The sequence below is a fragment of the Paraburkholderia sp. Tr-20389 genome (assembly GCF_017104565.1).
Lineage (GTDB): Bacteria > Pseudomonadota > Gammaproteobacteria > Burkholderiales > Burkholderiaceae > Paraburkholderia.
Genome location: NZ_JAAGPD010000048.1, coordinates 42,529 through 62,584 on the forward strand (window position 1 = coordinate 42,529; position 20,056 = coordinate 62,584).

Below are 20,056 nucleotides of genomic sequence, written 5' to 3' on the forward strand. Positions count from 1 at the left end.
TTATGGGGGCAAATTTTCCCGTGAGGGTGGGCTCGGGAGAACGCGTCAGGAAGAGGAAAGAGAGAAGGCAGCCCCGGCGACGCGCCAGCTGAGGCTGTCGCTATGTCGCCGGGTGTTCGCGCTGCTGGCAGCAGCATCGTGGAAGGACGCGCGGCGGGTCAACGAATGTTAAATGCGCGTGGCGCGCCGGGACGGCGGCAGAGCGTGGTGCCGCTGCAGTTCAGTCTCTGCCGGCTCAGCGTTGTCGACGCACGCGATGGCGATTCGCGTCGCGCGAGGCCGCGGGACGCGCGGTCGGCACGGGCAGCGGCGCCAGCTCCTTCGTGCACAGATCGTCGAGTTGCAGCAGCAGGTCGTCGATCGCGCAAAGCTGGGAGTTGGTCAGATGTTCGGCTTCGAGCAACTCGAAGAGGCGCCGGCGCCAGTAGTCGGCGGGGAGAATCGCCCCACCCAGGTCGCCATGCATCGAAGGCCGCATGACGCGGGCTATGTGCGCGATGTCCTGATCGATCAGAGTCGATTTGAACGATCCCGCCGACGAAGTGAGGTAAAGGTCCATGCCCGCACTACGGCGGGTCTTGGAAAAACTTTAGGGTCAGTCCGAAAATATTTTTGCGCCGTTTGCGCCTGGTCCGGAGGAATTGCACGGCAACGGGCGGCCGTAAGTGGTCAACTCATGTCAGCGCGAGGGCGAGGCTGCAGGTCAGCACGACGATCATCAGACCGGCGGCGACTGCGAGATTGTAGGGGTAGGGCATCGGTCCAACCTGACGTATCCAGGGAGTGACGCAATGATAGGAGGATGCCGCGTGCCCGTCCTCAGACAAATGTCGTACTAGGTGGGAGAGCGCACACTGGGTCGCGGCGAACGAGCGGAAGCCTTGTGGGGCGGGCTTTGGGCGCATGCCGGGCGCCTGGTCGTGTGGCTTTTTCGCGTCGTGGCGCGGCGCCGCTGCCGCGCCACCGCAGGCTTCTGTTGCGCCGCTCAGGCCGGCTTGTCGGGATTCGCGCCCGGCTGCGCAGCGCCTTCGAGAAAGCGGCGCGTCGCCTCGAAGGATTGCAGCATCTGATCCGGCCATGGTGTTTGAAGCATGACGGCTTGATGGTTTTCGAACGCGGTGTTGAGCAGCTTCGACAGTTCCGGCGAGTTGATGTGGCGCAGCAGTACGCTGACGGCGATGGCCGTCGCCTGGCTGGCGCCCGCCGTTTGCAGCTCGGAAGTGGTGAGGGCGGCGAGTTGCTTGTTGATGTCCATGGGATGTCCTTCGTTGTTCAGACTGGTGGTGCGCGAAATGCGTAATTTTGTCACGGCCGTGCGGCATCGATGCGACACGGACGGCGTGCGAACCCGCCGTCCAACCGCACCACACGGGCCCGTTCGCCTTTGACTATCAAAAAAGTGAACGGTGTTTTGGCGATTCCGCTAGTTTTCTTTGCAGAGCGACCCGGTACACTCGATTCAAATGTTTCCGCTCTGGAGTCGATCATGCTCGCTACCTTCTTTGTGCTCTGGCCGTTTGCCGCCGCGTCGCTGTTTGCGCTCGCCCGATTCTTCGATCAGCGCGACCAGCAATTCGCCAAGGTTCAGGTAGTGCGCCGTCGATGATCGGCTTTTCGCTGTTTTTGCTGGAGATGCCGAGACGTGAGGTGGTTTGTCCGTGACGCTGCCGCAATAGCAAGCTCTGTAGCAAACAAAAAACCCGCAAAGCGCGAGCTGTTGCGGGTTTTTCATTTGGCGTCGTCCGTTGCCGATGTGGTCCCCCCGACAGGAATCGAACCTGTATCTAGCGCTTAGGAGGCACTCGTTCTATCCATTGAACTACGGGGAGGGGCCGCCGACGAGCGCAGAGTATAGCAAATCGCCCGCTTGCCAAAGCGGCTTTCGGCGTGCGTCTGCATCGCGGCAGGCGCGCCGCGTGGCGCGTCACGCGTGGCGCGGCTACCATCGGCGGCATGACCGATCCCCATTACACCGCCCCCCGCCTCGTCGCACTCTACGACGCGCTCAACCCCTTCGCCGCCGATACCCGCTTCTATCTGGATCTTGCCGCCAGCACGCAAGCGGCGCATGTCGTCGATATCGGCTGCGGCACGGGGCTGCTTGCATGCGAACTGGCCCAGCAAGGCCACGCCGTGACGGCAGTGGACCCGTCGCGCGCGATGCTCGACGTCGCGCGCAGAAGACCGGGCGCCGGACAGGTGGCATGGATCGAAGGCGACGCCACGCGACTTGGCGCGCTGGACGCCGATCTGGCCGTGATGACGGGGCACGTCGCGCAGGTTTTTCTCGATGACGCCGGCTTCGTTGCCACGTTGGTTGCCGCGCATGCAGCATTGCGTCGCGGTGGAAAGCTCGCTTTCGAGAGCCGCAATCCCGTTGTTTCACCGTGGACTACATGGACGCCGCAACAGTCGCGCCGCGTCATCGATGACACGCAGCATGGCGCCGTCGAAATCTGGCAGCAACTGGTCGACGTGCAGGCGGGCCGCGTCCGGTTCGACACCGTCTATCGGTTCACCGCTTGTGACGACACGGTCGTGTCAACCAGCGAACTGCGCTTCCGCACTCAGACCGAACTCAGCGAAGCACTGCGCAAAGCGGGTTTCAGTGAAATGGAATGGTTCGGCGACTGGTCCCGCTCGCCCGTCGATGAGACGAGTCGCGAGTTGATCGTGGTCGCCACACGCGGCTGATGCGGCTCGGCGCACCGCCAAAAACGAAGCGGTCCGTGGGCAGACGACCCACGGACCGCTCGACAACAGCAGGCGCTTCTGAACCGAAGCGCCGATCAGAACTCGACGACAGCAAATTCCGCCTTGCCCACGTCGCACAGCGGGCAGCGCCAGTCCTCCGGGATATCGGCGAAACGCGTACCCGCCGCGATGCCTTCCTCGGGCAGACCTTCCTCTTCGTTGTAGATCCAGCCGCAAATCAGGCAGACCCAGCTCTTGTATTCGACGATCACTTCACTCACGACACACGCTCTTCATTGATTCAGTGCAAAATCCGCCAATCTGCCCCTTTATTGTGCATCCGGCGGCGACCCGCAATATTACCGGAATTCGCTGGAAGGCCGACGCCTTTCGGTCCGTTAACAGTTCCAGGCCTGCGCGAAGCGGCGTGTAGTCGGGCGATGCGCTTGCCGGCGGGCGCGGGTCCAGCGTGTATCCTTTCAGTCCGGTGTCGCCGTGCGCAACGCTGACGCGTGCCGTGCCCGTCGAGCCGCTTTAGCCAAGGAGAAAACGATGCTGAACAAGAAATGGTGGGCCGGTGCAGCGTGCGCGGGCATGCTGGTCGTGTCGGGCGTGGCGCATGCTGCGGGCGTCTCCTTCGTCGAGCCGAAGGACGGCGCGACCGTGAGCAATCCCATCCATGTGAAATTTGCCGTCGAAGGCATGAAGATCGCGCCCGCGGGCACGATGACGGAAGGCGCGGGGCATCATCATCTGATCATCGACGGGCAGCCGCTGCCGAAGGGCGAGGTGATCCCGGCCAACGACAAGTCGCTGCATTTCGGCAAAGGGCAGACGGAAACCGAACTCACGCTGCCGCCGGGCGATCACACCCTGACGCTCGATTTCGGCGACGGCGCGCATCGCTCGTATGGTCCGGAAATGAGCAAGACGATCACGATTCACGTGAAATGATCTGAGGCGCGTTCGGGCGCGAAGCCTGCGCGGCAGCTATCTGCTGCTGCCGCGCACGCCCGGTCGCGAATGGGCGGGCGCATTCGACGCCGTTAGGGTTCGCAGTCGAAGGCATGCGTGCCGCGTCATTCGTCCTATGCCGTCCTACGGGCCCGCATCCCGTCAGCGTCCATGCTGCCGACCGGTACAATGAGCGCTTCCGACTCATCGCTGGTTTCTTCACTTTCCCCATGTCGCTTTACACCATTACGGGCGCGCAACTGGCGTTCGGCCACGTCGCGCTGCTCGATCACGCGGATTTCTCACTCGAAGCCGGCGAGCGCGTCGGGTTGATCGGCCGTAACGGCGCGGGCAAGTCGTCGCTGCTGAAAATCGTCGCCGAGCTGGCCAGGCCGGACGACGGGCTGATCACGCGTCAGCAGGATCTCGTCACCGTGTACGTGCCGCAGGAACCCGAATTCGACGGCGACGTAACCGTCTTCGATACGGTCGCCGCAGGTCTCACGCGCGCGAGCGCGCTGCTCGACGAATACAACACGGTCGCGCACGAACTGGCGGAAACGCCGGAGGGCGCGCAGCACGACGCGTTGCTCGCGCGCATGAACACGCTGCAATCGTCGCTCGACGCGACGGATGCCTGGAACTGGCGCACCCGTGTTGCCACGACGCTCGCGCAGATCGGTCTCGACGGCGACGCGTTGGTGGGCTCGCTGTCGGGCGGCATGCAAAAGCGCGTCGCGCTGGCGCGCGCGCTCGTCGTGCAGCCGGACGTGCTGCTGCTCGACGAACCGACCAACCATCTGGACTTCGACGGCATCCGCTGGCTGGAAGAGCTGCTGGTCTCCCAGCGCGCCGGCCTGCTGTTCATCACCCACGACCGCGCGTTTCTCGATCGTGTCGCGACGCGCATCGTCGAGCTGGATCGCGGGCGTCTGCTGTCGTATCCGGGCAATTTCTCCGCGTATCAGACGCGCAAGGCGCAGCAGCTCGAAGTGGAACGCGTCGAGAACGAGAAGTTCGACAAGCTGCTCGCGCAGGAAGAAGTGTGGATCCGCAAGGGCGTCGAGGCGCGCCGCACGCGCAGCGTCGGCCGCATCGCACGGCTCGTGCAGATGCGCCACGAGCGCGAAGAACGGCGCAACGTGCAGGGCAACGTGAAGCTCGACGTCGGGCAGGGCGAAAAGTCCGGCAAGATCGTCGCCGAACTCACGGACGTGACGAAGCGCTACGGCGAGCGCACCGTGGTCGACCGTTTCTCGACGACGGTCATGCGCGGAGACAAGATCGGTTTCGTCGGTCCGAACGGCGCGGGCAAGACGACGCTGCTCAAGCTGATTCTCGGCGAACTGCAGCCGGACGACGGCAAGGTGCGCGTCGGCACTAACCTCCAGGTCGCTTACTTCGACCAGATGCGCGCGCAGCTCGATCTGGAAAAGAGCCTCGCCGACACGATCAGCCCCGGCAGCGACTGGGTCGAGATCAATGGCCAGAAGAAGCACGTGATGAGCTATCTCGGCGACTTCCTGTTCGCGCCCGAGCGCGCGCGTTCGCCTGTCAAGTCGCTGTCGGGCGGCGAGCGCAACCGCTTGTTGCTGGCGCGTCTTTTTGCCCGGCCGGCCAACGTGCTGGTGCTCGACGAACCGACCAACGACCTCGACATTCCGACGCTCGAACTGCTCGAAGAACTGCTGACGGACTACGACGGCACGGTGCTGCTGGTGAGTCACGACCGCGCGTTCCTGGACAACGTGGTGACGTCGGTGATCGCGTCGGAAGGCGCGGGCAAGTGGCGTGAATATGTCGGCGGCTTTACGGACTGGCAGATCCAGCGCGAACGTTCGGAGCAGATCGCGCAACAGGACGCGCCGAAAGAGCCGACGAAGGAAGCCGCTCCGAAGGAAAGCGCGGCGGGTCGCAATGCGCAGCGCACGGTGAAGCTGTCGTTCAAGGAGCAGCGCGAACTGGAGGCGCTGCCCGAGCGGATCGCGGCGCTCGAAGCGGAGCAGAAGGCGATCGGCGCGCAGATCGAGGAGGGCTCGATCTTCGTCAAGGACGCGCAGGAAGGTGCCCGGCTGACCGAGCGCTATGCGGCCATCGACGATGAATTGCTCGTGGCGATCGAGCGGTGGGATGAGTTGGAGAGCAAGAAGAAGTAAGCGCGGCGTGTGAGCAGACGTTATGGCGTCTGCTCGCGAATTTCCGCGATTTTCTTTTTCAGATCAGGAAGACTACGGGTAATCGTTTGCCAGATCACGCCAGGATCGACCGAGAAATATCCGTGAGAAATGCGGTTGCGCATCGCATACATCGCTCGCCACGGAATGCCTGCATGCCGGGCTGCGAAATCTGCGTGATTGCATTCGATGTTGTGCGCGGATTCCCCGATAACCTCTAGATTGCGGATCGCGGCGTCCAACACCAGACGATCGTCGCGGAAGCGCTCTTCAGACATGCCTTGCGTATAACGCTCGATCCACGTGATCGCTTCCAGCATGTGATCCAGATAGTCCTGAATTCGCAGTTCGCTCTTTTTCACACAGGTACCGCCTCATTGATCACGTCCGCACGAAATGATTCCGGTAGCGCCAATGGCGTGAGGACATCGACCGCGACGCCCAGTAGGTCTTCGAGTCGAAGCTGGATTTGAGCGATGTCGAGCAGCGTCGTCTCAGGCGTCGGATCGACGAGCAGATCCAGGTCGCTATCTTCGCTGTCTTCGCCCGTGGCAGCCGAGCCGAACACGCGTGCATTGCGGGCGTGATGGTCCGCGACGATGCTTCGAATCTCGGCGCGATGCTCGCGCATGGCTTCTGAAGGTTTCACTTCGACATCCCGTGAAGGTGGTTTGCTGGCACGAATATACCCAATATGGTGTCCGTGTGCCTAATGACACAGATTCCCCGTCAATTGTCCTACACCCCTCATCTAAATTGCCCCGCGCATCGAAATCAGTAAAATACCCGCGGACCTGCTTCCCACGGTCGTTCCAGCGCACCGCCCGCAAACGGGCCTGCCGGAAACCTTGGAAAGCAGACAGGGCAAACCGAAAACCGCTGCACGCAAGTCGTGCAGCCTACACACTCCGTTGTTTCGTTTCGCTTTTTTTGAAAACTCGACGCATTGTCCACGCACCTGTCCACACGACATGTGGACAACGATGAACCGACGGACCCGAGCAAGCCATGTCAACGAAAAAGCCAAACGCCGCGTATAGCGAAGCATCGATCAAGGTGCTCAAGGGCCTGGAGCCGGTCAAGCAGCGGCCCGGCATGTATACGCGCACCGAAAATCCGCTGCACATCATTCAGGAAGTCATCGACAACGCATCCGACGAAGCGCTCGGCGGCTACGGCCGTCAGATCACCGTCACGCTGCACGCCGATCATTCCGTTTCAGTCGAAGACGACGGCCGCGGTATTCCGTTCGGCATGCACCCTGAAGAGGGCGTCCCCGTCGTCGAAATCGTTTTCACGCGCCTGCACGCCGGCGGCAAGTTCGACAAGGCCGCGGGCGGCGCCTACACGTTCTCGGGCGGCCTGCATGGCGTCGGCGTGTCGGTGACGAACGCGCTGTCCACGCGCCTCGACGTGACCGTCTGGCGCGACGGCAAGGTCGCCGAGCTGAGCTTCTCGCACGGCGACGTCATCAAGCCGCTGCAGGTTCGCGCCGCGGCCAAGGCCGACAAGAAGTCGGGTACGCGCGTCACCGCGTGGGCCGATCCGAAATATTTCGATTCGCCGAATCTGCCGCTCGGCGAATTGCAACGCCTGCTGCGCTCGAAAGCCGTGCTGCTGCCGGGCGTCGAAGTCGTCCTCGTGAACGAAAAAACGGGCGAGCGTCAAAGCTGGAAATACGAAGACGGCCTGCGCGGCTATCTGATGGAAGGCATGGCGGGCAGCGAGCTGCTGATACCGCTGTTCGAAGGCGAACGCTACGCGGAAAGCTCGCGCTCGAACGAAGAAACCTTCGCAGAAGGCGAAGGCGCGGCGTGGGTCGTCGCGTGGAGCGAAGAAGGGCCGCTCACGCGCGAATCCTACGTCAACCTCATTCCGACGCCCGCGGGCGGCACGCATGAAGCAGGTCTGCGCGACGGCCTTTTTCAGGCCGTGAAGAGCTTCGTCGAATTGCACAACCTGCAGCCGAAGGGCGTGAAGCTGCTCGCGGAAGACGTGTTCGCGCGCGTCTCGTTTGTGCTCTCCGCGAAGGTGCTCGATCCGCAGTTCCAGGGGCAAATCAAGGAGCGTCTGAATAGCCGCGATGCCGTGAAGCTGGTGTCGTCGTTCGCACGGCCCGCGCTCGAACTGTGGCTCAACCAGCACGTCGAGCACGGCAAGAAACTCGCCGACCTCGTCATCAAGCAGGCGCAGGCGCGTACGCGCGCCGGCCAGAAGGTCGAGAAGCGCAAGAGCTCGGGCGTTGCCGTTCTGCCGGGCAAGCTGACGGATTGCGAATCGACGGAAATCGGCCGCAACGAACTGTTCCTCGTCGAGGGCGATTCGGCGGGCGGTTCCGCGAAGATGGGCCGCGACAAGGAATATCAGGCCATCCTGCCGCTGCGCGGCAAGGTGCTGAACACCTGGGAAACCGAGCGTGATCGTCTGTTCGCCAACAACGAAGTGCACGACATTTCCGTGGCGATCGGCGTCGATCCGCACAACCCCGACGACACCGTCGATCTGTCCAATCTGCGCTACGGCAAGATCTGTATCTTGTCCGATGCCGACGTCGATGGTTCGCATATCCAGGTGCTGTTGCTGACGCTGTTCTTCAAGCACTTCCCGCAACTGATCGAGCGCGGTCACGTGCATGTCGCGCGTCCGCCGCTGTTCCGCGTCGATGCGCCCGCGCGCGGCAAGAAGCCCGCGCAGAAACTGTACGCGCTCGACGAAGGCGAGCTCGAAGCGATTCTCGACAAGCTGCGCAAGGACGGCGTGCGCGAATCGCAATGGTCGATCAGCCGCTTCAAGGGTCTCGGCGAAATGAGCGCCGAGCAGCTGTGGGACACGACGATGAACCCGGACACGCGGCGCCTGTCGCCCGTTGCGCTCGGCGAACTCGACTTCGACGCGACCGTCGCACGGATGACGATGCTGATGGGCAAGGGCGAAGCGGCGTCGCGCCGCAGTTGGCTCGAAGAGAAGGGCAACCAGGTCGAAGCGGATATCTGAGCGCGGGCGTGCATCGTGCGATGCACGCGCGCCCAACAAGGACACGGAATCTAGATGGACGACAACACTCCCGATCTGTTTACCGAGCCGGCAGCGCCCGAAGGCGATGTGCTGACGCTCGGCAACTACGCGGAACGCGCATATCTCGACTACGCGGTGAGCGTGGTGAAGGGCCGCGCGCTGCCCGACGTCTGCGACGGCCAGAAGCCCGTGCAGCGCCGCATCCTGTACGCGATGAACGAGATGGGTCTCGGCGACAACGCGAAGCCGGTGAAGTCGGCGCGCGTGGTCGGCGACGTGCTGGGCAAGTATCACCCGCACGGCGACCAGTCGGCGTACGACGCGCTCGTGCGTCTCGCGCAAGACTTCTCGATGCGCTACCCGTTGATCGACGGCCAGGGCAACTTCGGCTCGCGCGACGGCGACGGCGCAGCGGCGATGCGTTACACGGAAGCGCGCCTCACACCGATCGCGAAGCTGCTGCTCGACGAAATCGACCAGGGCACGGTCGATTTCATGCCGAACTACGACGGCTCGTTCGAAGAGCCGAAGCTGTTGCCCGCGCGCCTGCCGTTCGTGCTGCTGAACGGCGCCTCGGGCATCGCGGTCGGTCTTGCAACGGAAATCCCGTCGCACAATCTGCGCGAAGTCGCGGCGGCCGCCGTCGCGATGATCCGCCATCCGAAGATCACGCACGCCGAACTGATGCAGCTCGTGCCGGGGCCGGACTTCCCGGGCGGCGGCCAGATCATTTCGAGCGAAGCGGAAATCTCGCAGGCGTATGAAACGGGCCGCGGCAGTCTGAAGGTCCGTGCGCGCTGGAAGATCGAAGACCTCGCACGCGGCCAGTGGCAACTCGTCATTACCGAATTGCCGCCGAATACCTCCGGTCAGAAGGTGCTCGAAGAGATCGAGGAGCAGACGAATCCGAAGATCAAGCTCGGCAAGAAGTCGCTGACGCCGGAACAATTGCAGACGAAACAGACGCTGCTCGGTTTGCTCGACGCCGTGCGCGACGAGTCGGGCAAGGATGCGCCCGTGCGTCTGGTGTTCGAGCCGAAGTCGACCCGTATCGATCAAACCGAGTTCGTCACCACGCTGCTCGCGCATACGAGCCTCGAATCGAACGCGACGCTGAACCTCGTGATGGTCGGCGCGGATGGACGTCCGCGTCAGAAAGGCATCGGCGAGATCCTGCACGAGTGGATCGGCTTCCGCTTCACGACGGTCACGCGCCGCACACAGCATCGTCTGAACAAGGTCAACGACCGGATTCACATCCTCGAAGGCCGGATGATCGTCTTTTTGAATATCGACGAAGTCATCCGCATCATCCGCGAATCGGACGAGCCGAAGGCCGCGCTGATCGAAGCGTTCAAGCTGTCCGATCGTCAGGCCGAAGACATTCTTGAAATCCGGCTGCGTCAGTTGGCGCGTCTGGAAGCCATCAAGATCGAGAAGGAACTGTCCGAACTGCGCGACGAGAAGGCCAGGCTCGAAGAACTGCTCGGCAGCGAGCCGGCGATGAAGCGGCTGCTCATCAAGGAAATCGAAGCCGACGCGAAGCAATACGGCGACGACCGCCGCACGCTGATCCAGCAGGAAAAGCGCGCAACGTTCGAAGCGCGCGTGGTCGACGAACCCGTGACCGTCGTCGTGTCGCAGAAGGGCTGGGTGCGTGCGCTGAAGGGCCACGGGCTCGATCCGGCAGGCTTCACGTTCAAGGCGGGCGACGGTCTCTACGCGGCGTTCCAGTGCCGCACCCCCGATATGCTGATCGCTTGGGGCAGCAAGGGCCGCGTGTATTCCGTCGCGGTGTCGCAGTTGCCGGGCGGACGCGGCGACGGCGTTCCCGTCACGTCGTTGATCGAGCTCGAATCGGGTACGCATCTGATGCATTACTTCGCGGCATCGGCGGAGCAGGCGCTGCTGCTGGCGTCGTCGAACGGCTTCGGCTTTATCGCGAAGGTCGGCGACATGGTGAGCCGCGTGAAGGCCGGCAAGGCATTCATGACGATCGACGAGGGCGCGACGCCGCTCGCGCCGATGCCGATGCTGCCCGATGCGACGCAAGTCGCGTGTCTGTCGGGTGGCGGACGTCTGCTGGTGTTCGGCCTCGACGAGATGAAGACCCTGTCGGGCGGAGGGCGCGGCGTGATCCTGATGGCGCTCGATCCGAACGAAGCACTCACGCAGGCGCTGGCGATCAGCAAGGCGGGTGTCGTGCTGCAGGGCGTGTACCGCAACAAGCCGACGGAAGAAGAGCTGTCCGGCAAGGCGCTCGAACCGAATGTCGGCAAGCGCGCGCGCAAGGGCCGTACGCCGGATACGAAGCTGAAAGAGGTGGCGTCGCTGCGTCCGGTGTTGCCGGGCTGACAATGTCAAGCGCCGTGAGCGGGGTCTCTCACGGCGCAACACATCCCCATAAAAGAAAACAGCGCAGCGAATGAACTGCGCATAATGTCGCGAGTCGAACGCGGTCATTGGCACATGTCAGTGCCGCGCTTTTCGACAGGACGTCACGACAGCGCGCTACATCGGGAATGGAAAACAACTATGAACAAGGCGATTGAAGTCGCGCTCTTTCTGCATCTGCTGGGTGTCGCCGTGTGGATCGGCGGCATGATATTCGCGCATTTCTGTCTGCGTCCGGCACTCGAAGACCTCTCGCCGCAATTGCGGCTGCCGCTGTGGGAGTCGGTGTTCGGCCGCTTCTTCAACTGGGTCGGCGTCTCCGTGCTCGTCATTCTGCTGACGGGCGGCTTCCTCCTGATGCAATTCGGCGGCGGTCATGCAACGTGGCAGCTTCACGCGATGGCGGGCATCGGCATCATCATGATGCTTATCTTCGGGCACATCCGCTTCGCGGTCTTCCCGCGCATCCGTCGCGCGGTGCAGGCGCAGAAGTGGCCCGATGGCGCGCGTGCCGTGGCGACGGTGCGGCGTCTTGTCGTCGTCAATCTCGTGCTGGGCATCGTGACGATAGGCGTGGCGGTGATGTCGCGCGGATTCTGAGCGCCGTCGCAACGCACACCGAGTTTCAAACAAGAAGCGCCGCAAATGCGGCGCTTTCCTATTGGTGGTCTCGTGGGCAACGCCACGTCACCCGACGTGCCCGAAGTACAACCACACGCCGCACGCGACAGCGACCGTCCCATACACCGCGTACACCGGCAGCTTCAGCTTCGCGAAACACACGCCGGCAAACAGCGCCGTCACGAGATAGGCCGGCTCGAACGGCACATTGCGCACGATCCTCAGCACGGCAACGGCGAGAAATGCCGTCGTCACCGCGCGCAGCACGCGCATGCCGTGCTCGAAACGCGGATTCGTCTTCAGCTGATGCAGGTGTCGCTGCGCAAGCACGACGAGGCAGCCCGACGGCACGAAGAGGGCGATCGTCGCGATCACCGCGCCGCGCCATCCGTCGACGAGATAGCCGAAGAACGGCACGACGTTCAGCAGCGGCCCCGGCGACAGAGGCGACAGCGAAAACGCCAGCGTGAACTCGTTGTCGGTCACGCCGATAGCGGGCGCGACGAACAGCGTCTTCAATACAGGCAGCGCGGAGAAGCCGCCGCCGAACAGCGTCAGTCCCGCGCCCGCGAGGCGCGGCCACAACAGCGCGAGTTCATAGCGATGCGGCAACGGCAGCGCAAAGATCAGCAGCAGCACGCACAGGCCGATCAGGAGCCGCCAGTCGCCGGCACTCAGTGTGGTCGACAGACGTGCGCCGCGTGCGTTGCTGCGCACCCAGCCCGACATGAACGCCGCGCCGAGAATGCCGATATAGGCCGCGGGTGTATGCGCGCCGATCAGCGCAATGCTGCCGAGCACGGCCGCCGCCCATTCGAGCCGGCCGCGCACGAGCGAGCGCGTCTGCTTGTACCAGGTGACGCCGATCAGTGTCGCGAGCACGACGCTGAAATGATTGAGCAAGGTCTGCGACGCAACTTCGCGCACGAGCGGCGTGCGGTAGAAGACCGCGAACGCCGTCATCAGCATGAAGAAGGGGAGCACGCTCGCGAGGCCCGCGATCCATGCGCCCGCGCGGCCGCGCAGCACATGACCGAGCTGCACCGCGACGTTGCAGCCGACGGGCCCCGGCACCATCCACGCCAGTGCGACGATGTCGGAGAAGGCGAGGCGCGTCAGGCGCTCCTCGCGTTCGACGTAGTGGTTCTCGAGTTGCGCCATCAGCGCCAGTCCGCCCCAGGAGAGCGCGGACAATCCAAATACGACGCGAAACAGCGTCCAGAGCGGCTCGCGCTCGTTGCATCGCGTGACTTCGTCTGCTGCCGGCGCGTGAAGCGCCGTCATATGCCGGGCTGGCCGCATGCGAACACCTGTTGGGCTAGATTCTTATGCGGCGCGCGCCGTCGATGGCCACGACGGCGCGCGCTGAGGTCGTGCGCGCTCGAGCGGATACGCCCGAATTGCGTTGCTACCGTTCATGCTTCTGGCCGACGCGTCGCCCGCGTCGAATGATGCCCGCGTGCTGCGCTCAGACCGATTCGTTGCTCGTGCTGGTGCTCGCGGCGTCGCCGATGCTGACGGTGTCGCCGCGGTGCGTGAGATGCGCGCCGTGCGTGCCGCACACGCCAAAGCGTTCGAGCAGCGCCGGAATACCCTCGGCGGGCACGGGCCGCGAAAACAGGAAACCTTGCGCCTCGATATGGCCGAGTGCGGCGAGCCACGCGATCTGTTCTTCCGTCTCCGTGCCTTCGACCACGACCGTCAGTCCCAGCGAGCGCGCGAGATTGACGATGGCCGTGACCATCACGCAGACGCTGCGGTCGCCGGGAATGGCCTGCACGAACGAGCGGTCGACCTTCAGTGTATCGACCGAGAAGCGGTTCAGATACGACAGCGACGAATAGCCGGTGCCGAAGTCGTCGAGCGCGATACGCACGCCGAGCCGCTTCAGCGCGAAGATTTTTTCGGAGACGAGATCGGGATACTCCATCATCGCCGTCTCGGTGATTTCGAGTTCGAGGCGGCGCGCGGAGATGCCCGTTTCCTCGATCGCGTGCGAGATCGTTTCGTACAGGTCGCCGCGCCAGAACTGTACCGCCGAAATATTCACGGCGAGTGACAGCGTGTCGTAACCCTGTTGCTGCCACTGCGCGAGCTGCCGGCACGCGGTGCGGATCACGAAATCGCCGATGGGCACGATCAGGCCCGTCGATTCCGCCACAGGGATGAACTCGTTCGCGGGAATCAGGCCGTGCTGCGGATGATTCCAGCGCACGAGCGCCTCGAAGCCGGTGATGCAGCGGCGCGCGAGGTCGATCTTCGGCTGATAGGCGAGGAAGAGCTGCTGGTCGGCGAGTGCGACGCGCAACTGCTGCTCCCACTTCATCAGATGGTCCGCGCGATGCGACAGATGCGGCGAATAGAACTGGTAGCAGTTCTTGCCCGCGTCCTTGGCGCTGTACATCGCGAGGTCGGCTTTTTTCAGCAGGTCGATTTCGTTTTCGTTGGCAACCGAGTAGAGCGCGATACCGATGCTCGCATGCAGTACGAACGAACTGCCGCGCACTTCGAACGGCTTCGCGAATACGTCGATGAGCGCTTCCGCGAGCGTCACCGCGCGCTTCTCGACATCGTCGCCCTTGATCACGACGACGAACTCGTCGCCGCCGATGCGCGACAGCGCGCCCGCGTCGGCGACGGCATCGGCGAGACGCGCGGCCGTCATTTGCAGCACGATGTCGCCGGCGTTGTGGCCGAGCGTGTCGTTGACCGTCTTGAAGTTGTCGAGGTCGATGAAGAGGATCGCGAGACGGCCGACGTTCACGGGTTGTGCCACCTCGTGACGCAGACTCTGCAGCGTCGAGTAACGGTTGCGCAGCCCCGTGAGCAGATCGAATTCGACGAGATGCGTCATCTCGCGTTCGCGTCCGAGCAGCTTGCCGATCAGTCCCGTGGCGACGGCGAAGAAGCCGAGCATCGCAAGCGAGATGAAGCTCGCCATCAACAGATAGACGTTGCGCGTATGGTTGTAGTCCGCGAATTCTTCGGCCTGCGACAGACCCACGAGCACGCCGAGCGGATAGCCGTCGATATGCCGGTACGACACAATGCGCGTCACGTTGTCGATCGAATCGACATAGGTGCCCGACACGTGCTCCGAAGTGGGATAGACACCCGTCGCCGTGAATACGCCTTGCGCGTGTTCGGAGTTGCCCGTGCGGCGCGCGAGCACGGCGCCGCTGTCCGAGATCACGGCGATCACGCCGTCGCGGCCGATGGCTGCGTTGTTGTAGAAGTCGCTGGTGAAGTAGCTCGGGTCTTCGGACACCACCACGACGCCCGCGAACGAACCGTCCGGATGATTCAGGCGGCGCGTCATCTGCAAGGTCCAGTGGCCGGACACACGGCCGAGCACGGGCTTGCTGATGAACAGCTGGTCGTCGTTCTCGTGCTCGTGCACCTTGAAGTGTTCGCGATCGGACAGGTCGATCGGCTTCGGATTCGCTTCCGCCGTATTCGCGATCAGCTTGCCATGCTCGTCGATCAGCGACACCTGCACGAGCGTCTCGCTTTGCACGACGCCTTTTTCGACTGTGCTGGCGAGATCGAAATGACCCGGCGTTTTCTCGAATTCGTATTTGACGAAGCGCGTGATCTGATCGACCTGGTGAATCGCCTTCACCGTGTGCTGTTCGAGTGCCGCCGACAGAATGGCGGCCGAGGCCATCGCCTCGCGGTACGTCGTGTCCCTCTCAACCGACAGCCGCGCGAAGATCACCGTCCAAAGCAGCACGAGCACCAGCACGCCGAGCGCGGGGATCGCGAGCAGCGCGCGTCGGCGGGTTCCCGCCGGATCGAGGCGGTGCCTGACGTCGCGCGCGGAAGAGAGGCGGAACTGATTCATCGGCTGGACCGTGACCCTGTGCCTTGCGGCTATGCTTGTGTGGCGGTGTGAGCGTTTCTGTTGACTGCGCGAATGTTAAAGCAACCGGCTGTTTCGACGAATTGATACGCCGCAACTGCCGGGTGAAAGCAGGGGCGTGGTGGCGTGCCAGACCACCCGTTGGTCATCGGTAACGTTTTGATATTACTGAATGGGCATTAATTAAGGAAGGGCTCGCGCATCGGGTATACGCTCGCCCGCGCGGGCATGCGGCCGATGCCGGGACGCACGCCTCACGCTGTCCGGACAGGCGCGCCAGCCGTGCGTTTGAAGGAAGTCGTCGAAAACCGTCGGCACGCGGCGTCGCGGGAATGGAAGTTCGACAGCCATCATGTCAACGAGGCCATTCATGCCGTCTGCATGGATGGCCTCGTATGCATTGGGTTGCGAGACGGCTTGCGAGATTCTATGTGTGCGCATCGGATGGATTTTTAGAACATCCAGGTGACGCGCACATGTCAATCCCGTCTCACGACATTCATGGCAATGACGCTCGCCGGTTCAGGGCAGACGGAACGTCCCGTCGACGATCGTCACCGATGCGCCGCCGATCCACGTCTTGCCCACCGTGTCGTCGTAACGCACGTAGACGTCGCCCGCGCGGCCGAGCGCCGTGCCCTGGCGTACCGTGTATTGCATGCCGGGGCGCGCATTCTGCGTGGTCAGCAGCCCGGCGAGCGCGGCATTCGCGCTGCCCGTCACAGGGTCTTCCCCTACGCCGAGGCCGCCGCCCAGCATCAGGCAGCGCAACTCGTAGTTCGCGGGTCCGTTCGCTTCGTGCGGACCATACGCCGCGAGACCGCGTGCACCCACCGTCTGCGCGACGCGCGCCAGCGCCGTCGCATCGGGATCGAGCGCGAGGCATGCCGCTGCGGAATTCATACGGACCACGAGCCATTGCGGACCATTGTCGACGCCGCATGGCCGGGCCGTGTAATCGATTGCATCGCTACGCAGTGCTTCTGCGAGCGCGGCGTATTCGCTGTCGGCAAGCGGCGTGACACGTGCAGGCGGCGCGGCGAACGACCATACGCCGTCGCGGCCGTCTTCCTGCGTCAATTCGATCAGGCCCACCGCGCATTGCTGCACGAGGCGGCCGGGCTGCTTCGGCTGATTGCCTGCTTCGCGCCACGCGTGCGCGGTCCCAAGCGTCGGATGGCCGGCGAAGGGCAGCTCGCCGTGTGTCGTGAAGATGCGTATGCGGTAATCGGCCGACGGGTCGGTCGGCTTTAACAGGAACGTCGTCTCCGACAGATTCGTCCAGTGCGCGATGGCCTGCATCTTTTCGGTATCGAGTCCGTCCGCGTCGAAGATTACCGCGAGCGGATTGCCTTTGAACGGCACCGACGTGAACACGTCGACCTGTTTGAAGCGAACGGTTTTCTGTTGCATCGTCTCGTTCCTGTTCGATGGCTGAGCTTGCGTTGGCGCGCCGCATGAAACGCACGCCCATGAAAAACGCCGCCGATGACGCTTTCGCATCATCGACGGCGTTCCGGCGTCGGTCTTCGCGCTCGACGAAAGTGTTCGCGACGAACACTTACACGCCGATCGCTGACGCTTATTGAACTTCGGCGATCAGTTCGATCTCGACGCATGCGCCGAGCGGAATCTGCGCGACGCCGAATGCCGAGCGTGCGTGCTTGCCGCGCTCGCCGAACACGTCGGCGATCAGTTCCGATGCGCCGTTCGTCACGATGTGCTGCTCGGTGAAATCGAGCGTCGAGTTCACGAGGCTCATCAGCTTGACGACTCGCGTCACGCGGTTCAGGTCGCCGACATGCGCGTGAAGGGTGGCGAGCAGATCGATCGCGATCGAGCGTGCGGCCGCCTTGCCTTCTTCCGTGCTCAGGTTGTCGCCGAGCTTGCCTGCCCACACCTTGCCGTCCTTCTTCGCGATGTGGCCGGACAGGTAGACCGTGTTGCCGCTTTGCGCGCTCATCACATAAGCGGCAGCGGGCGCGCCTGCGACGGGCAGTTCGATGCCCAGTTCCTTCAGCCTGTCATATACATTGACATTGGTTGCAGCCATGACGTGTCCTCGTCGATGAATGGAAAGAGTCGTTCAGCGTGCGCGCGGCCAAACGGATGCCGGCGGCGCGCACGATGTCAGCGATGCGTGTTGCGCATCCTACGGCATGTCTCAAACACGCGCGCGGATGAGTTCCGCGAGGCGCGCGACGCCTTCGTCGATCTTCGCGGGCGGCACGGTCACGAACGACAGGCGCAGCGTATTGTGCTGCGCTTCGTTCGCGAAGAACGGACCGCCCGGCACGAACGCCACATTTTGCGCGACGGCTTCTTCGAGCAGCTTCATCGAATCGATGTGCTTGGGCAGCGACACCCAGATGAACATGCCGCCTTCGGGACGATTCCACGTGACGCCTTCGGGCATGTAGCGTTCGAGCGAGCCGAGCATCGCTTCGCACTGGTCGCGATAGAGCGCGCGAATCTTCGGCACGTGCGTATCGAGGAAGCCGTCCTTCACGACTTCGTGCACGATGCGCTGCGTGAAGCTCGGCGTGTGCAGGTCGGTTGCCTGCTTTGCCTGCACGAGCTTGAAGTGCAGTTCTTCGGGCGCAATGATGTAGCCGATGCGCAGGCCCGGCGCGAGCACCTTCGAGAACGAGCCGAGATGCACGATCTGATCGGGCGCCATGGAAAGCATGGTCGGCAGCGGCTCGCCCTTGTAGTCGAGCGCGCCGTACGGATCGTCTTCGATCACGGGGAAGGGCGCCGACTTCGCGAATTCGGCGAGCGCGCGGCGGCGCTCGACGGGCAGGCGGCGTCCCGTCGGATTCTGGAAGTTCGGCTGCGCGTACAGGAGGCGCGCGCCCTTCGTCAGTTCGGGCGTGAGGCCTTCGGGGATCAGGCCGCTATCGTCGGTGGGCACCTGCACATAGTGCGGCTCGTACATCGAGAACGATTGCAGCGCGCCGAGATACGTCGGCGTTTCGACCAGCACGGGGCTTTCCGGGCAGATCAGCACCTTGCCGAGCAGATCGAGCGCCTGCTGCGAGCCCGTGGTGATCAGCACCTGCGAAGGACGGATCTGCGCGCCGTTCACCGAATAGCGCTGCGCCACCCATTCGCGCAGCGGCAGATAGCCTTCCGTCGCGCTGTACTGGAGCGCGGCGGCGGGCGAATCGCGCAGGATGCGGTCGCTGGCGGCGCGCATTTCCTCGGCCGGGAAGGTGGCCGGCGACGGCAGACCGCCCGCGAACGAAATGACCTCGGGCCGCTCGGTGACCTTCAGGATTTCGCGGATCGCCGAGCTGGTCAGCTTGCGAGCGCGTTCGGACAATTGCCAGGTCGGGGCATTGAGGTCGCTTTGATTCATGGTCTCCTCGTCGGTGTAGCAGGAACAGGTGGTCGGTCAAAAGAGAGATTATCGCGCGAACTGGTCAGGCGGCGCGAACCGGCCGTACGGCCGTATGCACGGTGGCCTTGCGGCCCAGCATCACGGTGGCGATCACGGCGGCCGCGAAAATCCACGTGATGGGCGTGACGTTCTCGCCGAAGAAGAGCGCGGAGAACGCCATCGTGAAGAAAATCTGCAGCAGTTGCACCTGGCCGACGCGCGCGGTGCCGCCCATCGCGAGGCCCGCGTACCACGCGAAAAAGCCGATGAACTGCGAGAACAGCGTGACGTAGCCGAACGCGAGCCACGTTTTCAGCGCGACGGGGCCGGGATGCGCGACGTGCTGCTCCCAGCCGAGCCAGGCGACGGGCACGAGCAGGAACGGCGCCGACACGACGAGCGCCCAGCAGATCACCTGCCAGCCGCCGATCTGCCGCGCGAGCCGCGCGCCTTCCGCGTAGCCGAGCGCGCCGATGCCGACGGCGATGAGCATCAGCAGGTCGCCTGCCTGGAACGCGCCGCCGCCCGCCTGCAGCGCGAACGCGACGACGATCGCGCTGCCCGCGACGGCGCTCGCCCAGAACGCCTTCGACGGCCGTTCGTGCGACAGCCACGCGGCATAGATGGCGACGCACAGCGGCTGCAAGCCGTTGACGACGGCACCGTGCGACGCGGGTACGGTCTTCATCGCCCACGCGGAAAACACCGGAAACGCGATGATCACGCCCAGCGACACGACGGCGAGGCTCTTGATCTGCGGCCATGTGGGCAGTTTTTCGCGGCGCACGGCGAGCAATATGGCCGCGGGAACGGAAGCGGCGAGCGCGCGGCCCAGGCCGTTCAGCAGTGGGCTGAATTCGGCGACGACGATGCGGGTCATCGGCAGAGTCAGACTGAAGATCATCACGCCGATCAGTCCGAGCAGCATGCCTTGGGTTTCGCGCTTCATTGCTTCTGGTT

General features: G+C 63.6%; 18 protein-coding genes and 1 tRNA gene. 6 read left to right on the forward strand and 13 right to left on the reverse strand.

The features are described from left to right. Window positions 1-235 precede the first annotated feature (235 nt). From G3N95_RS33220 to G3N95_RS33235, 4 genes are all read right to left on the reverse strand, one after another. The gene (locus G3N95_RS33220) at window positions 236-559 is read right to left on the reverse strand and encodes a hypothetical protein (protein WP_205974334.1); all 324 of its coding nucleotides are present in this window, start codon (window positions 557-559) and stop codon (window positions 236-238) included. 426 nt (window positions 560-985) lie between these two features. Beyond that, entirely contained in the window at window positions 986-1,255 is a 270-nt protein-coding gene (locus tag G3N95_RS33225; protein ID WP_205974335.1) for a hypothetical protein, read from the reverse strand. Window positions 1,256-1,459: 204 nt separating this feature from the next. Then, a complete protein-coding gene (locus G3N95_RS33230; RefSeq protein WP_205974336.1) occupies window positions 1,460-1,732 on the reverse strand; it encodes a hypothetical protein in 273 nt (90 codons plus the stop codon). 22 nt (window positions 1,733-1,754) lie between these two features. Further along, window positions 1,755-1,829, reverse strand: a tRNA-Arg gene (locus G3N95_RS33235). A 124-nt stretch (window positions 1,830-1,953) separates the two neighbouring features. On the opposite strand from G3N95_RS33235, the gene G3N95_RS33240 reads away from it, so the two are divergent. Continuing rightward, complete coding sequence (locus G3N95_RS33240; protein WP_205974337.1) at window positions 1,954-2,694, forward strand: class I SAM-dependent methyltransferase; 741 nt, start codon at window positions 1,954-1,956, stop codon at window positions 2,692-2,694. A 95-nt stretch (window positions 2,695-2,789) separates the two neighbouring features. On the opposite strand, the gene G3N95_RS33245 is transcribed toward G3N95_RS33240, so the two are convergent. Next, entirely contained in the window at window positions 2,790-2,975 is a 186-nt protein-coding gene (locus G3N95_RS33245; protein WP_109478478.1) for a rubredoxin, read from the reverse strand. Window positions 2,976-3,246: 271 nt separating this feature from the next. Between G3N95_RS33245 and G3N95_RS33250 the strand changes: the two genes are divergently transcribed. Together G3N95_RS33250 and G3N95_RS33255 are read left to right on the forward strand one after the other, a co-directional pair. Further along, the gene (locus tag G3N95_RS33250; RefSeq protein WP_205974338.1) at window positions 3,247-3,648 is read left to right on the forward strand and encodes a DUF4399 domain-containing protein; all 402 of its coding nucleotides are present in this window, start codon (window positions 3,247-3,249) and stop codon (window positions 3,646-3,648) included. A gap of 230 nt (window positions 3,649-3,878) precedes the next feature. After that, window positions 3,879-5,804: an ATP-binding cassette domain-containing protein gene (locus G3N95_RS33255; protein ID WP_205974339.1), complete on the forward strand. Its 1,926-nt coding sequence runs from the start codon at window positions 3,879-3,881 to the stop codon at window positions 5,802-5,804. 20 nt (window positions 5,805-5,824) lie between these two features. Here the strand turns inward: G3N95_RS33255 and G3N95_RS33260 are convergent, their stop codons facing one another. Both G3N95_RS33260 and G3N95_RS33265 read right to left on the reverse strand, forming a co-directional pair. After that, entirely contained in the window at window positions 5,825-6,184 is a 360-nt protein-coding gene (locus G3N95_RS33260; protein WP_346778433.1) for a DUF86 domain-containing protein, read from the reverse strand. Continuing rightward, entirely contained in the window at window positions 6,181-6,471 is a 291-nt protein-coding gene (locus G3N95_RS33265) for a nucleotidyltransferase family protein (RefSeq protein WP_205974340.1), read from the reverse strand. The genes G3N95_RS33260 and G3N95_RS33265 overlap by 4 nt, the downstream gene beginning before the upstream one ends. Window positions 6,472-6,830: 359 nt before the next feature. Here G3N95_RS33265 and G3N95_RS33270 point away from each other — a divergent pair, with 359 nt between their 5' ends. The 3 genes from G3N95_RS33270 (at window position 6,831) to G3N95_RS33280 (ending at window position 11,831) form a co-directional block, all read left to right on the forward strand. Beyond that, entirely contained in the window at window positions 6,831-8,816 is a 1,986-nt protein-coding gene (locus G3N95_RS33270) for a DNA topoisomerase IV subunit B (RefSeq protein WP_205974341.1), read from the forward strand. A gap of 54 nt (window positions 8,817-8,870) precedes the next feature. After that, entirely contained in the window at window positions 8,871-11,192 is a 2,322-nt protein-coding gene (gene parC, locus G3N95_RS33275) for a DNA topoisomerase IV subunit A (RefSeq protein ID WP_205974342.1), read from the forward strand. A 180-nt stretch (window positions 11,193-11,372) separates the two neighbouring features. Beyond that, window positions 11,373-11,831 carry a CopD family protein gene (locus G3N95_RS33280; RefSeq protein ID WP_205974343.1) on the forward strand — a complete coding sequence of 153 codons (459 nt, stop codon included), beginning with the start codon at window positions 11,373-11,375 and terminating at the stop codon, window positions 11,829-11,831. Between the two features lie 87 nt (window positions 11,832-11,918). Here G3N95_RS33280 and G3N95_RS33285 read toward each other — a convergent pair whose 3' ends face one another. From G3N95_RS33285 to G3N95_RS33310, 6 genes are all read right to left on the reverse strand, one after another. Next, a complete protein-coding gene (locus G3N95_RS33285; RefSeq protein ID WP_205974374.1) occupies window positions 11,919-13,136 on the reverse strand; it encodes a chromate transporter in 1,218 nt (405 codons plus the stop codon). 184 nt (window positions 13,137-13,320) lie between these two features. After that, on the reverse strand, window positions 13,321-15,696 hold the full coding sequence (locus G3N95_RS33290; RefSeq protein ID WP_205974344.1) for an EAL domain-containing protein: 2,376 nt from the start codon (window positions 15,694-15,696) through the stop codon (window positions 13,321-13,323). Window positions 15,697-16,236: 540 nt separating this feature from the next. Next, on the reverse strand, window positions 16,237-17,127 hold the full coding sequence (locus tag G3N95_RS33295) for a PhzF family phenazine biosynthesis protein (protein WP_205974345.1): 891 nt from the start codon (window positions 17,125-17,127) through the stop codon (window positions 16,237-16,239). 169 nt (window positions 17,128-17,296) lie between these two features. After that, window positions 17,297-17,767, reverse strand: coding sequence for a RidA family protein (locus G3N95_RS33300; protein ID WP_205974346.1), 471 nt, complete (start codon window positions 17,765-17,767; stop codon window positions 17,297-17,299). A gap of 111 nt (window positions 17,768-17,878) precedes the next feature. Then, a complete protein-coding gene (locus tag G3N95_RS33305; protein ID WP_205974347.1) occupies window positions 17,879-19,075 on the reverse strand; it encodes a PLP-dependent aminotransferase family protein in 1,197 nt (398 codons plus the stop codon). 64 nt (window positions 19,076-19,139) lie between these two features. Further along, window positions 19,140-20,045 carry a DMT family transporter gene (locus G3N95_RS33310; protein WP_205974348.1) on the reverse strand — a complete coding sequence of 302 codons (906 nt, stop codon included), beginning with the start codon at window positions 20,043-20,045 and terminating at the stop codon, window positions 19,140-19,142. Between the last annotated feature and the right edge of the window lie 11 nt (window positions 20,046-20,056).

What these genes read in the sequence shown, in the direction of transcription:
- G3N95_RS33220 (WP_205974334.1), bottom strand. Translation starts at nt 559, where the DNA reads ATGGACCTTTACCTCACTTCGTCGGCGGGATCGTTCAAATCGACTCTG.
- G3N95_RS33225 (WP_205974335.1), bottom strand. Translation starts at nt 1,255, where the DNA reads ATGGACATCAACAAGCAACTCGCCGCCCTCACCACTTCCGAGCTGCAA.
- G3N95_RS33230 (WP_205974336.1), bottom strand. Translation starts at nt 1,732, where the DNA reads ATGAAAAACCCGCAACAGCTCGCGCTTTGCGGGTTTTTTGTTTGCTAC.
- G3N95_RS33240 (WP_205974337.1), top strand. Translation starts at nt 1,954, where the DNA reads ATGACCGATCCCCATTACACCGCCCCCCGCCTCGTCGCACTCTACGAC.
- G3N95_RS33250 (WP_205974338.1), top strand. Translation starts at nt 3,247, where the DNA reads ATGCTGAACAAGAAATGGTGGGCCGGTGCAGCGTGCGCGGGCATGCTG.
- G3N95_RS33255 (WP_205974339.1), top strand. Translation starts at nt 3,879, where the DNA reads ATGTCGCTTTACACCATTACGGGCGCGCAACTGGCGTTCGGCCACGTC.
- G3N95_RS33270 (WP_205974341.1), top strand. Translation starts at nt 6,831, where the DNA reads ATGTCAACGAAAAAGCCAAACGCCGCGTATAGCGAAGCATCGATCAAG.
- parC (WP_205974342.1), top strand. Translation starts at nt 8,871, where the DNA reads ATGGACGACAACACTCCCGATCTGTTTACCGAGCCGGCAGCGCCCGAA.
- G3N95_RS33280 (WP_205974343.1), top strand. Translation starts at nt 11,373, where the DNA reads ATGAACAAGGCGATTGAAGTCGCGCTCTTTCTGCATCTGCTGGGTGTC.
- G3N95_RS33285 (WP_205974374.1), bottom strand. Translation starts at nt 13,136, where the DNA reads ATGACGGCGCTTCACGCGCCGGCAGCAGACGAAGTCACGCGATGCAAC.
- G3N95_RS33290 (WP_205974344.1), bottom strand. Translation starts at nt 15,696, where the DNA reads ATGAATCAGTTCCGCCTCTCTTCCGCGCGCGACGTCAGGCACCGCCTC.
- G3N95_RS33295 (WP_205974345.1), bottom strand. Translation starts at nt 17,127, where the DNA reads ATGCAACAGAAAACCGTTCGCTTCAAACAGGTCGACGTGTTCACGTCG.
- G3N95_RS33300 (WP_205974346.1), bottom strand. Translation starts at nt 17,767, where the DNA reads ATGGCTGCAACCAATGTCAATGTATATGACAGGCTGAAGGAACTGGGC.
- G3N95_RS33305 (WP_205974347.1), bottom strand. Translation starts at nt 19,075, where the DNA reads ATGAATCAAAGCGACCTCAATGCCCCGACCTGGCAATTGTCCGAACGC.
- G3N95_RS33310 (WP_205974348.1), bottom strand. Translation starts at nt 20,045, where the DNA reads ATGAAGCGCGAAACCCAAGGCATGCTGCTCGGACTGATCGGCGTGATG.